The sequence below is a fragment of the Emticicia soli genome (genome assembly GCF_037860775.1).
In the GTDB taxonomy this organism is placed as follows: Bacteria; Bacteroidota; Bacteroidia; order Cytophagales; family Spirosomataceae; genus Emticicia; species Emticicia soli.
In genome coordinates this window covers 1-14,266 of sequence record NZ_JBBEWC010000001.1, presented here as the reverse complement: position 1 = coordinate 14,266, position 14,266 = coordinate 1, and the positions used below count along the sequence as shown (strand labels likewise).

Genomic DNA, 14,266 nt, shown 5'->3' with positions numbered 1-14,266 from the left:
GATAATTTTTATTGGGTGGGCTTCTTAGTATGGTAACTTAACTCATAAAGCCAATCTGGGTTATAATTTTGCGGGTGAAGTGATTAACGAAAAAGATTTAAATCAACCCATTGAGATACAGCTCAGCAACAACAGATGGATTAAAAACTTCTATGATGGCGCAGGGCGCTTATACAAAACCACTTATTCGACAGGGGAATACTGGGAGTATCTTGATGGAATGGTTTTCAAGAATGGTGCTTTCTATCAATTGGCTTCTCCAGAAGGCAGAGCGGTTTATCAAAGTGGTGCTTGGTCGTATGAATATTTCCACACCGACCATCTGGGCAATACACGTATAGCTTATAAAGCGAACGGCACAGCACTGGCTAAAACCTCTGAAACTTCTTTTGACCCGTGGGGTATTGTGTTAAGAGACGCAGGCTTAGTGAATACTTTTCAAAATAGATTTGAGTATCAAAATAAAGAAAAGGAGAGTACGTTTAATTTGAGAAGAATTGACTTTGGAGCAAGGAGCTATAATGGCTCTATAGGAAGATTTGATCGGGTTGATCCTTTGGCGGATGTTTCAAGACGTTGGAGTTCTTATACATTTTGTTATGATAATCCAATAGGATTTATAGACACCAACGGAATGTTGGCATCACCACTAGATGATATATATTTAAATAGGAGTGGCCAAGAAATTTATCGTGTAAAGAATGACCAACCTGATAGGACATTTATTGTTAAGACAACTGATAAACAATCGGACTTATATTCTCCCGAACAAATTAAAGATGGGAGTGCACCTGCAGTGAGTGGTATTAGTAAAAGTGATGCCAAGGCTACAGAAGCTTCAATTAAGAGTGGGGATGTAAACAATCCTTTAGTACAAGCTAATACTGTACAGATTGAAAATAAAGCTGTAATGCAACAAATGCAAGGTGTTGTATCTGCTGATAATGGAAAAGGAGGGACATCTAATGCTAATAATAGAGAATATGGAGGGGCAGTAAATAACGGTACAATAACAGTTGAAAGTCCTGGAGATGTAGCTAATCCTAAATTCGACTCCCATGCTCACTTAAATATAACAACAACAGCTATTACAAGGGCACAATATCATAGCCATCCAAGTGGACAAATAGAAGAAGGTCCCAAGCAAGGCAATGGGACAATAGTGATGAGTGGGCAAATTAATACATTTAGCTTTACACAACCGCTGTCAAATATTGATATAGATAATATAGGTAATAGAACGGGATATGTTTTTGGGATGAGTAGTAATCAGGTATATATTTATAATAAAACGGGAGTTGTGGCTTCATTTCCCGCGAAAACCTTAAAAAAATAATTATGTTATTCAGAAAAGTTGTTTTCATCTTAATAGCGAGCATACTTATAGCAAGTAAGGGCAGAGCACAGTCTTATTTTACTGTTAAAATGAAGAATGTAGTATATACGTCTTCATCTACTGATGCAGATAGTACAATTAAAAAACATTATGCAATATTATGTAACAAATATATTCAGAAGTACTACCATAATCATCAATTACCTTTGATATATTTAATTATTAGCACATCCCAAATTAATACATTAGAGTATGAACTAGCTTACGACAATTTAAGTGGTTATCCGTCAAAATATAAATACTATGGATCCGATAAGGAGTTCAATAAGTCTGGTATTAGAATCGTAGTTTATTCTAATACAGATAAATCAGAAAACCTACTTAAAATTTTAGAGTATGGAATAAATAACTTAGTAGAATTGAGGCGACAAAGTAAAACTCTAATGATGAAACATGATAATACAATTAATAACTTAGCCTTAAATCAAGATAAAATTATATCAATTCTAAAGCAACCTACATCATTAAAGATTAAAACAGTTTTGGAAAATTGATTATTTCATCTTGGAATAAGTTGATTAATTTTATCAAGAAAGCCCATCCGAAATTTTTATTGGGTGGGCTTCTTAGTATGGAGCTTAACTCGTAGAGTTTATAAAGCCAATTTGGGCTATAATTTTGCAGATGAAGTAACTAACGAAAAAGATTTAAGTCAACCCATTGAGATACAGCTCAGCAACAACAGATGGATTAAAAACTTCTATGATGGCTCAGGGCGTTTATATAAAACTAGTTATTCGACAGGAGAATACTGGGAGTATCTTGATGGACTGGTTTTCAAGAATGGTGCTTTCTACCAACTGGCTACACCAGAGGGCAGAGCAGTTTATCAAAGTGGAGGATGGACTTATGAATATTTCCACACCGACCATCTGGGCAATACACGTATAGCTTATAAAGCGAATGGTATATACTTATTAAAGTAGATGATTCAGAACTTGTTGACTATATATAGGGTGAAACTTTAAAAATAAGCTTTGTAGAAGAAACAAAAGAAAATATCAGTATCAATGGTAAATTAATTTCAAATTCTGGAAAAGTGATAGTTAAATCATTATCAAAAGGTTTGAGTCTAAAAATAACGAATAAGTTATATGATTTCAAATTTTTGTGTAAAAATTTGGTTGTCCCTCTCCCTTCAATCCTCCAAAATATTCCCCACAAAAGTATTCTTGAATATAAAGGCAATTAGTAGAAATACTACTGCCCAGTTGAGATAGATGTAATAAAAGTCTTCAACATCACGGTAGATGCTATCTTTGATTTTTACTTTCTCGAGGCGATTAATCTGGTCGAAGATGGTTTTTAAGGTCTGATTATCAGTGGCTCTAAAGAACTGGCCGTTGCCCTGTTGGGCAATTTTACGCAGGGTCGATTCATCTACTTTTACATTCTGGCTGTATCGACCTACCAGAATTGTATAAACCTTTATACCAAACGAATTTGCTAAGTCGGCGGCTGTGAGTGGGTCGAGTGTTCCGGCTGTGTTATCTCCATCGCTCAAGATAATGGCTACTTTGCTATTGCCTGGTACATCTCTCAGCCTGTTTATACAGGTAGCCATAGCACTACCAATAGCTGTTCCTGAGGTTTTAATCATGCTGCTATTGATTTCGTTCAGGTATTCATTCAGCATATCATAATCGGTTGTGAGCGGACTGATGGAGTAAGAATCCGCAGCAAAAATCACTAAACCGATGCGGTCCTGAAAACGACCTTTTATGAACTCACGAGCTACGTTTTTAGCCGCATCCAGCCGGTTTGGGCTCAGGTCTTTTTCCAGCATTGATTCAGAAATGTCCATTGCCAACATAATATCAATGCCCTCTGAAAACTGTTCTTTACTCTCTTTTACCCGTTGTGGGCGAGCCAATGAAAGCAACACACAGGCAATGCCCAAAATAAAAAACAAGGGAGGAAGAAAACGCAGATAACTTACCAGCCGAGGCTGTAACTGAGGGCTACTGAGCGACAAACCCAATTTCTGTTGCCCTCTGTTATAAAACAACCAGCGGAGTACAAATAAAAAGGGGATTCCGGCGATGCAGTATAAATAAATACGATCGGCCCAAACGAACGAACGCAGGGTTTGCCAACTAAGCCAATCAAATGAAAACCAATCCCACATGGGTTAATAAGTGAATCGCTAATTGAGTGAATTAGTGATTGGTAAATGAGTGATTAATTATTTTTCTGTATTACTTTGCTTGCTTATAGTTGTCTACCGCATTTCTTACGCTACCATATCGAAGTACCAGTTCGTGAGCTTCTTCGTGCGGAATGTTCAACTCGTTCATTACCATTCTTGTAGCTCTCTCAACCAGTTTAATATTGGTCAATTGCATATCTACCATTTTGTTGCCTCGTACACGGCCAAGCTGAATCATTACTGCGGTAGAAATCATGTTGAGTATCAATTTCTGGGCTGTCCCGGCTTTCATGCGGGTGCTACCTGTTACAAATTCGGGCCCAACAACCGCTTCAACCGGATATTCCGCCTCGGCTGCTACGGCACTTCCGGCATTACAAACCACACAACCTGTCAGAATACCCTTCTGGCGTGCTGTTCTTAATCCGCCTATCACATAAGGTGTACGGCCTGAAGCAGCAATGCCAATCAGGGTATCGTTTTCGTCTATCTCATATTCTGCTAAATCTTTCCAGGCTTGTTCAATGTCATCTTCGGCATTCTCAACAGCTTTTCTGATAGCTTTGTCTCCACCTGCCATAATACCTACTACCATGCCATGAGGTACGCCAAAGGTAGGCGGGCATTCAGAGGCATCAACAATACCCAGGCGGCCGCTTGTACCTGCACCAATATAAAAAATTCTGCCGCCGGCTTTCATGCGAGGTACTATCTGGCTCACCAATGCTTCAATTTGTGGAATACACTTTTCTACGGCATTGGGTACGGTTTTATCTTCATTATTGATGTTTACCAATAATTCGTTTATCGACATCTTTTCAAGATTATCGTAGTGCGAACTCGATTCTGTTGCCAGTTTTTCTAAACCAAGAGACATATTGTATTTTCTTTGCTAATTAAACGCTATTTGTAATATTATGATGATGTTTACAGAATCTTTCAGCGATTCCAGTAAATAATCAGATTTTTGGTGGCTCTGCCTGCTGCAATTATGTCTATTCTGCCATCGCCGTCTAAATCGGCGCTTTGCATATCTTCACAAGCCATTGTGTTATCGTCTATTACATATTCAATCCATTTTGATAATGCGGCATCAAGTACATAAAACTTGATTCCTACCTTTTTATCGTTGTTAGGCTCACGCCAGCCAACGGCAACTTGTGGCCTGCCTAGTTTCAGGAAATCGGCCATGGCAAGTGCGTGCCCTTGGTTGAGGTTTTCGTTCAGTACGACAGGTTCTTTAGTATCGCTCACCCATACCAACTTATTACCATGCATAGGCTGAACGGTCGCAAAATAGCCATTTTTGCCTACTTCTGCATATTTTAATTCGCCAATCTGCATATTTTTATGTGCTTTATCTGTTTTCTCCCATTTGTCGGTATATTGGTAGGTACGTAAACCTTCTTTACCGCCAATGGTCAGATACGTAACATTCTTATCTTCTTTTATTTCAAAATTATGCGTTAGGTGCATAGTTGAGTCAATCAACGTACGCTTCCATTCTGTTTTAGGATTCGCAGGTAAATCATAAGCCCATATTTTTACTCCGGCACCTTCGCCGTTGCGGTTGCCTAAACCATGCAAAGGTACAACTACCAATTGATATTTGTTTTTGGTTTTTACCCATTTCATGCGGTGAATAGTTACCTCATGGTGTAATTCCACGGCTTCCCATTTTTGCGTAGGGTCGCTCGGACGAATCAGGTAATGAACCGAGCCCGATTTACTTAAATCATTCGTTTCACCCGGATTCCAGTTTGCTCCAACAGCTACTTCTACTTTTCCGTCGCCATCTATATCTCTTGCTGCAATACATACATTATCACGAGTCGTCAGATTCTCAGCCATTGCAAAACGTTTCCAGTCGCCATTTCTGTACCAGACAAATTGTTTTTGGTCGGCCATTATTATGTCAGGCTTTTTATCGCCGTCTACATCGCCTATGGCTAAGCCGTAGCCAATACTAACCTGATTGTCAATAGTTTGTGGGACAAATTTCGGTGTTTGAGCAACACAAATCTGAACAAATAGCAGTGCGTAAAGAAAAGTTTTCATAGGTTTGAGAGGAGTCAGTAAAACATTTACAAAGTTTAAAATAAAATTTATTTATTACGACTTTCAAACCAATAAACTTTCAGGATGATAAGAGAGGTAAAGTTTTAATCCTGGGCAGGAAGTAATTTGCCGGGATTCATGATGTTAAGCGGGTCGAGGGCTTTTTTGATTGCCCACATCGTATTTATGGCGTCGCCATGTTCTAAAGGCATATATGATAATTTACCGATGCCAATGCCATGTTCGCCTGTGCAGGTACCTTCCATAGCCAAGGCTCTTTCTACCAATCGTTTATTTAAGGCTTTAGCTCTGGCAAATTCTTCTGCATCGTTAGGGTCAATTACAATAGTCAGGTGGAAGTTTCCATCACCCACGTGCCCCAATATTGGTGCTAATATACCTGTTGCCTCAATATCGAGCTGAGTGGACGTAATACAGCTTGCTAGCTTTGAAATAGGCACACAAACATCGGTCGACATCAGTTGGGCATTTTTTCTTAGAGCTACTGAGGCAGGTGCGGCATCAGTGCGGGCACGCCATAGTTTTGTACGGGCGGCTTCGTCTCGTTCCCAAATAAATTCTTTTGCGCCAAAACTTTGGGCAATGTGTTCTACCTGAGCAATCTGTTCTTCTAATTCTGACGGTGAACCATGAAACTCTAAGAAGAGGGTGGGAGATTCTTCATAATTAAGCGCCGAGTATCTATTAATAGCCATCATCATTTGTGCGTCTAACAACTCAACTTTGGCAATTGGTATGCCTTTCTGAATAGTTTGGATAGCAGTATTAACGGCGGCTTCTACTGTAGGAAAACAACAAACAGCCGCATAAATGGCTTGTGGGTAACTATGAAGTTTAATAGTGAGTTCGGTAATAATACCTAAAGTCCCTTCGGCTCCTATAAAAAGACGGGTTAGGTCGTAGCCTGCCGAAGATTTTCTGGCTTTGCTTCCGGTTTTTATAATTTTTCCGTCTGGTAATACTATTTGGAGCGACAATATATTGTCTTTCATGGTGCCGTAACGAACGGCATTTGTGCCCGATGCACGGGTGCTTGCCATACCGCCTAATGTGGCATTCACCCCGGGACCTATCGGGAAAAAGAAGCCGGTATCTTGTAGCGTATCATCTAATTGATTGCGGGTAATACCCGGCTGGATGGTAGCATACATATCAGCCTGATTGACTTCAAGTAGCTGATTCATCAGCTTAAAGTCTATACAAACGCCGCCTTTCAAGGCTAATATATGCCCTTCAACAGACGTACCTGCACCAAAGGGAGTAATCGGTATCTGATAAGCAGCACAAATCTTAACGATTTCGGCGACTTCTTCAGTAGAAGATGGATAAACAACCCAATCTGGCGGAGTACAAGCATGATAGCTGAATCCTACACCATGTTCGTTTCTAATGGCTTCATCAGCTACTACACGTTCGTGCAGAAGTGCTTTTAACTCTTCAAAAACGATTTGTTTTGGTTGTTTATCCATCTGAATTTTTATTTCATCAAGGCTGCATAATGCTTATAAAACAATGGGATAGTTTCGATACCCTTGAAGAAATTAACCAGACCATAATGCTCGTTAGGCGAATGCAGGGCATCAGAATCAAGACCAAAGCCGAATAAGATAGATTTTAAGCCTAGTTCTTTTTCAAATAAGGCTACAATCGGAATACTGCCACCGCCACGGGTTGGTACAGGTTTTTTGCCGTAGGCTTCTTCCATTGCAAGCATGGCTGCTTTGTATCCGGCCGATTCGGTAGGTGTTACATAAGGTTGGCCCCCATGATGGCGAGTAACCGTTACTTTAACCGTAGGTGGAGCAATGGCTCTGAAATGCGCATCGAATAATTCTGCTATTTCTTCCCAATCCTGGTCAGGAACCAGACGCATCGATATTTTAGCAAATGCTTTTGATGGTAAAACTGTTTTTGAACCCTCGCCTGTATAGCCGCCCCAAATACCATTAACATCAAGAGTAGGGCGTATAGCAGCACGCTCACGGGTAGTGTAGCCTTTTTCGCCGCTTACTTCGGCTATATCTAAATCTGCTTTATAGTCATCAAGGTTGAAAGGTGCAGCTTCTAAAGCGTCTCTTTCTTCTTGTTTTAGTTCAATAACTTTATCGTAGAAGCCTTTTACAGTTATTTTGCCATCGGCATCGTGCAAAGAGGCAATCATCTGGCTTAGCACATTTATCGGGTTAGCTACTGCACCGCCGTACACACCTGAGTGTAAATCACGGTTTGGCCCTGTAACTGATACTTCCATATAAGTAAGCCCACGCAAACCAGTTTCTACCGATGGAATATCGTTAGCAATAATAGACGTATCTGAAATAAGAATAATATCAGCTTTGAGTTTTTCTTTGTTTTCTTTTACGAATGTTCCCAAGTGCTCAGAGCCCACTTCCTCTTCTCCCTCAAACATAATCTTTACATTGCAAGGCAGATTACCATCAGCAAGCATCATTTCAATGGCCTTTACGTGCATATAAATCTGCCCTTTGTCGTCGCAAGAGCCACGGGCAAAGATTGCACCCTCAGGGTGTATTTTGGTTTTTTTGATAGTTGGTTCAAACGGTGGCGAATCCCACAATTCATAAGGGTCGGCAGGTTGCACATCGTAGTGGCCATATACCAGAATAGTAGGTAAAGAAGCATCTACAATTTTTTCGGCATATACTACCGGATGCCCCGCTGTTGGTACTATTTCGGCTGAGTCGAGCCCTGCGGCCAACAGTTTCTCTTTAATATATTCGGCTGCACGAATCATATCAGGCTGAAATTTAGAATCGGCACTGACAGACGGAATCCTTAGAAAATCAAATAACTCGTTCAGAAAACGGTCTTTGTTCTGGTCTAAATAAGTACTCATATATGTGTGTTGTTGACTGCCCGTGCTAGTTGGGCAAATATGTAATTCGTTCTTGAGTAAAAGCAAAAAGGATATTGCTACCTTACTACAAAGTAAAGTAATTGAGAGAGAGAATACAAGAATTTTGGAAAAGCCTGATTTATTTCTTAGAACCAACTTTGTTTTCGGTTCCGTTCATTAATCGTTGGATATTGTGGCGGTGAGTAAATACCAGAATAAGGGCTAAAGCAATAGCAAAAGCTAGGTAATAGGGGTCCTGATTAGGATTAATACCCCATACATTAAAAGCGATTTGTACCGGAAAAGCCAAAGCACTCAGGATAGACCCCAACGAAACATACTTAGTAGTAAAAACTATTATCAGAAAAACCGCTATACAGATAATAACCGTCATAGGGAATGAGGCCGCAATTACTCCTAAGGCAGTTGCTACTCCCTTGCCTCCACGGAATTGTGCAAAAACCGGATAAAGATGACCTATAACCGAAACAACCCCCATTAAGAGAGGTAAATATTGATTGGAATCAGGAAATAGATATTGCGCTAAAAAAACGGCAAGAAAACCTTTGAGAAAGTCGATGATAAGTACGATTATACCTGCTTTTCGGCCGAAAGTACGTAAAGAATTAGTTGCTCCTGCATTGCCACTACCATGTTGGCGAACATCAACACCATGAAATATTTTACCATACCAAACAGCCGTTGGGATTGATCCTAACAAATAGGCAAGCATAACGCCCATTATACTCATAACTTTTTCTTTTTTTAATTAAGTGAAGTTACAAATCTATAAAAAATTGTGAGATTTTAAGATTTAAAATTTCATTAAATTTTGCAAATACTTGACAGTGAGTTGTTTATGTATTTAAAAATTTTAAATCAAATTGTATATTTTTCGTAAATTACAGCTTTGTATTTAAGGGTTTTTATAAAGTATTGAGTATAAAGGTGTTATGTTTTATTTCTATGGACTATTATGCTGTTTAAATTTTTTTGCCGGGCATCAAATTTTTTTCACCGAGACTGTGTTGTTTAAAAAGACGTACTATTTTTATGAGTCAAAATACCGAACATTAATATCTGAGCTTCGCACAACTTGTGTTTAACTCCTGAAAATATACCTACCTTCGGGCTTCTGCCAAGGCTATTGTACAACAAAATAAATCCGGTATTCTAAAAGCAATCAGCTTGTTGTTTTTCGCAAATGCTATGAAAACAAATCTATTATCTGCTCCTTTTCAGGAAGAAGTAAAAAAAACTGTGTCGCTGGCTATTCCTATTATAGTAGCGCAATTGGGCTCTATACTTATGGGGGTAACCGACAACATTATGGTAGGGCATTATCTGGGTAAAATTGGCCTTGGTGTGGCGGGTATTGCCAATTCTATTGCTTTTGTAATTTCATCGATTGGTATTGGCGGGCTTGCAGTAGTTGCACCTTTAATATCTAAAGCCAAAGCCGAACGAAATATTCCCGAAATCAACCGTTTATTCAGGGCAGGTTTATGGGTAGCCTTCTGGTTTGGGCTTATTTTGGGGGCTTTAGGTTTTCTTTGTATTTTTTTCTTTGATGTTTTTCAACAATCGGCCGAAATCAATGCCAAGTCGCCGAGCTTTATGGGTATTATTATTATATCTAATGTATTTACTTTTTTGTTTCTTGCTTCAAAACAATTATCAGATGGTCTCTCACGCACTTATGTAGCAATGATAATTACGATTTTGGGGCTTCTTTTTAACTTTGTTTTTAATGCAATACTTATAAAGGGTTACTTGGGCTTTCCGGCATTGGGTTTAAATGGTGCTGCTATTTCTACACTTTGTACAAAAATACTTATGCTTGCAGGAATACTGATATACCTTTTTAGAGCTAAAACATTTAAGAAGTACTTGAGCCGTAGATATAACCCATTACCTGTGGGCGATTTAATAAAGCATATTTTTAAAATAGGAGTGCCAAGTGGTTTACAGTTTTTTTTCGAAATCGCCGCTTTTTCGTTAGCAGTAATAATGATGGGTTGGCTGGGCGAAAACCAGTTAGCAGCTCATCAGATTGCTATTAATGTGGCTTCTACAACCTATATGATGGCATCAGGCTTAGGTGTAGCTGGTGGTATAAGGGTAGGAGAGGGTAGAGGACTGAGAAATATTCAGAAAATAAGAATGTCAGGCAATGTGGCACTTATCATTGTGGGTGCATTTATGACACTCATGATGATACTCATGATTATGCTAAAACGCTTCTTGATAGGTTTGTATATATCAGATGTTGAAGTGATAGAAATAGCTGTCAGGTTGATGCTCATAGCGGCTGTATTCCAGCTATCAGATGGTATACAGGTAGTTGCTTTAGGCATATTACGTGGGATTTCTGACGTAAATATTCCGACCTGGATTACCATGTTTGCTTATTGGGTTGTAGCTTTGCCGCTGGGTTATTTTCTGGGTTTTCCGCTAAAACAAGATGCTGTTGGTATCTGGATAGGTTTATGGGCGGGCTTAAGTATGTCGGCGGTATTATTAACCACACGATTCTATTATCTGGTAAATAAAATGAAAAAATCGGAGCAATTTTCTGTAGAAACAGCAGGCGCATGAAAGAAAAAAATCTTTGGTCGTATTACAACGAAAACGTAGTAGAGGCTGGTATTGACGAAGCAGGCAGAGGGTGCCTTGCCGGGCCTGTGGTGGCGGCGGCTGTAATTTTGCCTAAAGATTACAAGCATTCGTTGCTGAACGATTCGAAGCAATTGACCAAGAAACAGCGGATTCGTTTAAGAAAAGAAATAGAAACAGATGCGCTGGCATATCATGTTGCTCAGGCATCAGAAGCCGAAATAGACGAAATTAATATATCTAAAGCCAGTTTTCTGGCTATGCACAGAGCCGTAGATGCTTTGCTGGTAAAACCGGAACATTTGCTGGTAGATGGTAACAGATTTGTAACTTATCCGCTTATACCGCATACTTGTATTGTGAAGGGCGACGAAAAGTTTCTATCAATAGCAGCGGCATCGATTCTTGCCAAAACCTATCGTGATGACCTGATGGAAAAATTAGGGCTGGAGTTTCCCTATTACAAATGGCATGAAAATGCAGGGTATCCGACCACTCACCACCGCAATGCAATTATGCAATATGGCCTTACACCTTATCATCGAACAAGCTTTAAGTGCATAAAATACTAAACCCTTGCAAAGCTAGGCTCTACAAGGGTTTGGCTTATAAATAATGGGGTATCTTAGAATTTTAAATTTTTCAGATAAACCGCATCGTTTTTCATACTATCAATCGGGCTTACAGGGTATTGCTCTTGCTCTACTAAGTAATACTTAATGCCAGCATCTTTAGCTGCACGCAATAATGTTTTGTAATCAATGATACCTTTTTCCAAATCAGTTTGTTTTGGTTTAGGGTCTTTGGTTTCCAATTGTTTTATGTGGCACAATTCGTAGCGTTTGCCGTATTGTTTCAAGTGAGCCAAAGTATCTTCGCCCGAAGCCTCAATCCAGCACATATCTAACTCAAACATTACTAACGATGGGTCGGTGTTTTCTAATAAAATACGTTGTCCTTTTACACCATTAGCATTCTGGAATGAGTAAGAGTGGTTATGGTAACCATATTTTATGCCGTATTTTTTAGCAATTTCGCCATTTTTAGTGAAAGCATCAGCTTTTTGCTTCCATGCATCAGCCGATGGTTGCATACCAATACCAGGGCAGATTACGTATTTCAAGCCGGCTTCTGCACATTTAGCAATCATTTCTTCGTTGGTATCAGGCAAGCCCAAGTGTGTACTTACCATTTTTACACCAATATCAGAAAGATAGCTTTTAGAATCTTTAGGAGTCATTCCCCAAAGTGGGTCTTTCGAGTAACTCTCAAAATATTCGTAGCCCATATCAGCCAATTGTTTCATATAGCCTTTAGGGTCTTTAGGCAATACATCACGGATACTATATAGCTGGCAACCAAATTGTTTCAATGTTCCTTTGGCATCTACACGATTAGCTATAAGGGCTAATGCTGCCAAAGAAGCAGATTGCTGTAAGAATTTTCTGCGATTGATAATCATAGTTTTTTGTCGTAGAATTTGGGTTTTAAAAAGATACGGCAAGTTAGTGGATTTTATAGCACAAATGGAATTTAAAGTATGGTTTTTTTACGAGGAAGCCTTAAAGTAGTTTTAATACAAAAAAGCACAGATAGCCTCCTATCTGTGCCTTATAACAGAAATATATAAAATTTTAGCTTTCAAATATATTGCCTAAGCCACCCAGGATAGAGCCACCTTCTTTATTAGCATTACCACCATAAGGGGCCAGACGTTGGATAAGTTTTGAAATAGGCAATGACTGAATCCATACTTTACCCGTACCACGAAGTGTAGCTAAGAATAAGCCCTCACCACCAAAAATCATTGATTTAAGATTTCCGGCACGCTCAATGTCAAATTGAAGTTGTGGTTCAAAACCTACCACACAACCGGTATCAATACGTAACACTTCGTTATTTAGCTGACGCTCAATAACAACTCCACCAGAGTGAATGAATGCCATACCGTCACCTTGGAGTTTTTCAAGAATAAAGCCTTCTCCGCCAAAGAAACCAGAGCCTAAACGCTGGTTGAAATGGATAGAGATACTTGTACCCATAGCAGCACATAAAAAGGCATCTTTTTGTACAATAAGGGTGTTGCCCATAATGTTTGCTAAGTCAACCGCTTTGATAGTACCCGGATACGGCGCAGCAAATGCCACTTTACGTTTCATTTGAGGTACACGGTTAGTAAAGTGCGTCAGAAAGATAGACTCGCCCATGAGTGCACGGCTACCTGCCTGTAATAATTTGCCAAAAATACTTTGTTGAGGCTGCGAGCCGTCGCCCATTTTGGTTTCAAACTGAATGCCGTCTTCCATATAGAGCATAGAACCTGCTTCGGCAATTACAGTTTCATAAGGGTCAAGTTCGATTTCGACAATCTGAATGTCTTCTCCAAATATTTTGTAGTCAATTTCGTGAGAACGCATAGCTATATAATTGGGTTTATGATTTTATGACGAATATAGAGGTTTAGCAATATATCTTTCAAAAAAAACTACACAAATGGACTGGATTATTGACGGAGTGGTTATTTTATTAATATTTCAGAATATTCCAACCTTTTAGCCACATCTGGCATCTTAGTAGTAAATGTAGAGAAATTTAGACAAAAAACGCTTGGTATATTTTTTGAATAGATGACTCTGAATGTATGAAAGATATTATAAAAAATCAGAAAGAATAATTATGAAACGGTTAATGGTTATTATGTTGGTTGCAGCGGCAATGGCATGTTCGAAAGATGAAGTAACAGCCCCTAAGGCTTCGTTGGGTAGTACAATTGAAACAGCATATTCTAAAGCAGTAGTGCTGCAAGAAGGTGTTGAAGTAAAAGTTACTAAAATAGAAGACAGCCGCTGCCCGAAAAGCGTTGTATGTGTTTGGGAAGGTATGGTAAAAGTGTTTTTTAGTGTGAGCGAAGGTAATACTACTAAAGAGGCCGTAGTTGAAATACTAGGCGATAAATCGAGGGCTCCGAAAGCTACAGTAGAACTAAACGGAACTACTTATGTTATTGAGGTGTCGGATGTAGCACCGTATCCACAAACGCCTGACCCGATTAGTCTGGAAAACTATAAAATCAGCTTCACTATCAAGAAAGCATAATAAAAAACAAACATGAGTCATCCCGAATTTTGCAAGAATGCATAATTCATAAAATTATTCAAGCAATTGGAGA

At 39.2% G+C, this 14,266-nt stretch carries 14 protein-coding genes; 6 read left to right on the top strand and 8 right to left on the bottom strand.

Annotated elements, in window-relative coordinates:
- The first annotated feature begins 79 nt into the window (after positions 1 to 79).
- From WAE64_RS00070 to WAE64_RS00060, 3 genes are all read left to right on the top strand, one after another.
- Complete coding sequence (locus WAE64_RS00070; RefSeq protein WP_340233024.1) at positions 80 to 1,336, top strand: RHS repeat domain-containing protein; 1,257 nt, start codon at positions 80 to 82, stop codon at positions 1,334 to 1,336.
- A 2-nt stretch (positions 1,337 to 1,338) separates the two neighbouring features.
- Positions 1,339 to 1,890 (top strand): hypothetical protein, encoded by a 552-nt coding sequence (locus WAE64_RS00065; protein WP_340233022.1) that lies wholly within the window; start codon positions 1,339 to 1,341, stop codon positions 1,888 to 1,890.
- A 63-nt stretch (positions 1,891 to 1,953) separates the two neighbouring features.
- Positions 1,954 to 2,322: a hypothetical protein gene (locus WAE64_RS00060; RefSeq protein ID WP_340233017.1), complete on the top strand. Its 369-nt coding sequence runs from the start codon at positions 1,954 to 1,956 to the stop codon at positions 2,320 to 2,322.
- A 212-nt stretch (positions 2,323 to 2,534) separates the two neighbouring features.
- On the opposite strand, the gene WAE64_RS00055 is transcribed toward WAE64_RS00060, so the two are convergent.
- The 6 genes from WAE64_RS00055 to plsY all read right to left on the bottom strand — a co-directional run bounded on the left by WAE64_RS00055 (position 2,535) and on the right by plsY (position 9,232).
- A complete protein-coding gene (locus WAE64_RS00055) occupies positions 2,535 to 3,524 on the bottom strand; it encodes a VWA domain-containing protein (RefSeq protein WP_340233015.1) in 990 nt (329 codons plus the stop codon).
- Positions 3,525 to 3,594: 70 nt separating this feature from the next.
- Positions 3,595 to 4,422, bottom strand: a complete 828-nt coding sequence (gene murQ, locus WAE64_RS00050; protein ID WP_340233013.1) for an N-acetylmuramic acid 6-phosphate etherase — start codon at positions 4,420 to 4,422, stop codon at positions 3,595 to 3,597.
- 62 nt (positions 4,423 to 4,484) lie between these two features.
- Positions 4,485 to 5,603, bottom strand: coding sequence for an FG-GAP-like repeat-containing protein (locus WAE64_RS00045; protein ID WP_340233008.1), 1,119 nt, complete (start codon positions 5,601 to 5,603; stop codon positions 4,485 to 4,487).
- A 104-nt stretch (positions 5,604 to 5,707) separates the two neighbouring features.
- Positions 5,708 to 7,093, bottom strand: coding sequence for an FAD-binding oxidoreductase (locus WAE64_RS00040; protein WP_340233006.1), 1,386 nt, complete (start codon positions 7,091 to 7,093; stop codon positions 5,708 to 5,710).
- An 8-nt stretch (positions 7,094 to 7,101) separates the two neighbouring features.
- Positions 7,102 to 8,481: a dipeptidase gene (locus WAE64_RS00035; protein ID WP_340233004.1), complete on the bottom strand. Its 1,380-nt coding sequence runs from the start codon at positions 8,479 to 8,481 to the stop codon at positions 7,102 to 7,104.
- Between the two features lie 139 nt (positions 8,482 to 8,620).
- Positions 8,621 to 9,232 (bottom strand): glycerol-3-phosphate 1-O-acyltransferase PlsY, encoded by a 612-nt coding sequence (gene plsY, locus WAE64_RS00030; protein ID WP_340232999.1) that lies wholly within the window; start codon positions 9,230 to 9,232, stop codon positions 8,621 to 8,623.
- A gap of 458 nt (positions 9,233 to 9,690) precedes the next feature.
- Here plsY and WAE64_RS00025 point away from each other — a divergent pair, with 458 nt between their 5' ends.
- Positions 9,691 to 11,079, top strand: a complete 1,389-nt coding sequence (locus WAE64_RS00025; RefSeq protein WP_340232997.1) for an MATE family efflux transporter — start codon at positions 9,691 to 9,693, stop codon at positions 11,077 to 11,079.
- Positions 11,076 to 11,669, top strand: coding sequence for a ribonuclease HII (locus WAE64_RS00020; protein ID WP_340232995.1), 594 nt, complete (start codon positions 11,076 to 11,078; stop codon positions 11,667 to 11,669). Before WAE64_RS00025 ends, WAE64_RS00020 begins: the two co-directional genes overlap by 4 nt.
- Before the next feature lie 53 nt (positions 11,670 to 11,722).
- On the opposite strand, the gene WAE64_RS00015 is transcribed toward WAE64_RS00020, so the two are convergent.
- Both WAE64_RS00015 and WAE64_RS00010 read right to left on the bottom strand, forming a co-directional pair.
- On the bottom strand, positions 11,723 to 12,559 hold the full coding sequence (locus WAE64_RS00015) for a sugar phosphate isomerase/epimerase family protein (RefSeq protein ID WP_340232993.1): 837 nt from the start codon (positions 12,557 to 12,559) through the stop codon (positions 11,723 to 11,725).
- A gap of 172 nt (positions 12,560 to 12,731) precedes the next feature.
- Positions 12,732 to 13,514, bottom strand: a complete 783-nt coding sequence (locus tag WAE64_RS00010; RefSeq protein WP_340232991.1) for a TIGR00266 family protein — start codon at positions 13,512 to 13,514, stop codon at positions 12,732 to 12,734.
- Between the two features lie 259 nt (positions 13,515 to 13,773).
- On the opposite strand from WAE64_RS00010, the gene WAE64_RS00005 reads away from it, so the two are divergent.
- Positions 13,774 to 14,193 carry a hypothetical protein gene (locus WAE64_RS00005; protein ID WP_340232989.1) on the top strand — a complete coding sequence of 140 codons (420 nt, stop codon included), beginning with the start codon at positions 13,774 to 13,776 and terminating at the stop codon, positions 14,191 to 14,193.
- Positions 14,194 to 14,266: the final 73 nt, after the last annotated feature.

Bases quoted from the DNA above. Each gene is read 5' to 3' on its own strand.
- WAE64_RS00065 (WP_340233022.1), top strand. From the start codon at position 1,339: ATGTTATTCAGAAAAGTTGTTTTCATCTTAATAGCGAGCATACTTATA.
- WAE64_RS00055 (WP_340233015.1), bottom strand. From the start codon at position 3,524: ATGTGGGATTGGTTTTCATTTGATTGGCTTAGTTGGCAAACCCTGCGT.
- murQ (WP_340233013.1), bottom strand. From the start codon at position 4,422: ATGTCTCTTGGTTTAGAAAAACTGGCAACAGAATCGAGTTCGCACTAC.
- WAE64_RS00045 (WP_340233008.1), bottom strand. From the start codon at position 5,603: ATGAAAACTTTTCTTTACGCACTGCTATTTGTTCAGATTTGTGTTGCT.
- WAE64_RS00040 (WP_340233006.1), bottom strand. From the start codon at position 7,093: ATGGATAAACAACCAAAACAAATCGTTTTTGAAGAGTTAAAAGCACTT.
- WAE64_RS00035 (WP_340233004.1), bottom strand. From the start codon at position 8,481: ATGAGTACTTATTTAGACCAGAACAAAGACCGTTTTCTGAACGAGTTA.
- plsY (WP_340232999.1), bottom strand. From the start codon at position 9,232: ATGAGTATAATGGGCGTTATGCTTGCCTATTTGTTAGGATCAATCCCA.
- WAE64_RS00025 (WP_340232997.1), top strand. From the start codon at position 9,691: ATGAAAACAAATCTATTATCTGCTCCTTTTCAGGAAGAAGTAAAAAAA.
- WAE64_RS00020 (WP_340232995.1), top strand. From the start codon at position 11,076: ATGAAAGAAAAAAATCTTTGGTCGTATTACAACGAAAACGTAGTAGAG.
- WAE64_RS00015 (WP_340232993.1), bottom strand. From the start codon at position 12,559: ATGATTATCAATCGCAGAAAATTCTTACAGCAATCTGCTTCTTTGGCA.
- WAE64_RS00010 (WP_340232991.1), bottom strand. From the start codon at position 13,514: ATGCGTTCTCACGAAATTGACTACAAAATATTTGGAGAAGACATTCAG.
- WAE64_RS00005 (WP_340232989.1), top strand. From the start codon at position 13,774: ATGAAACGGTTAATGGTTATTATGTTGGTTGCAGCGGCAATGGCATGT.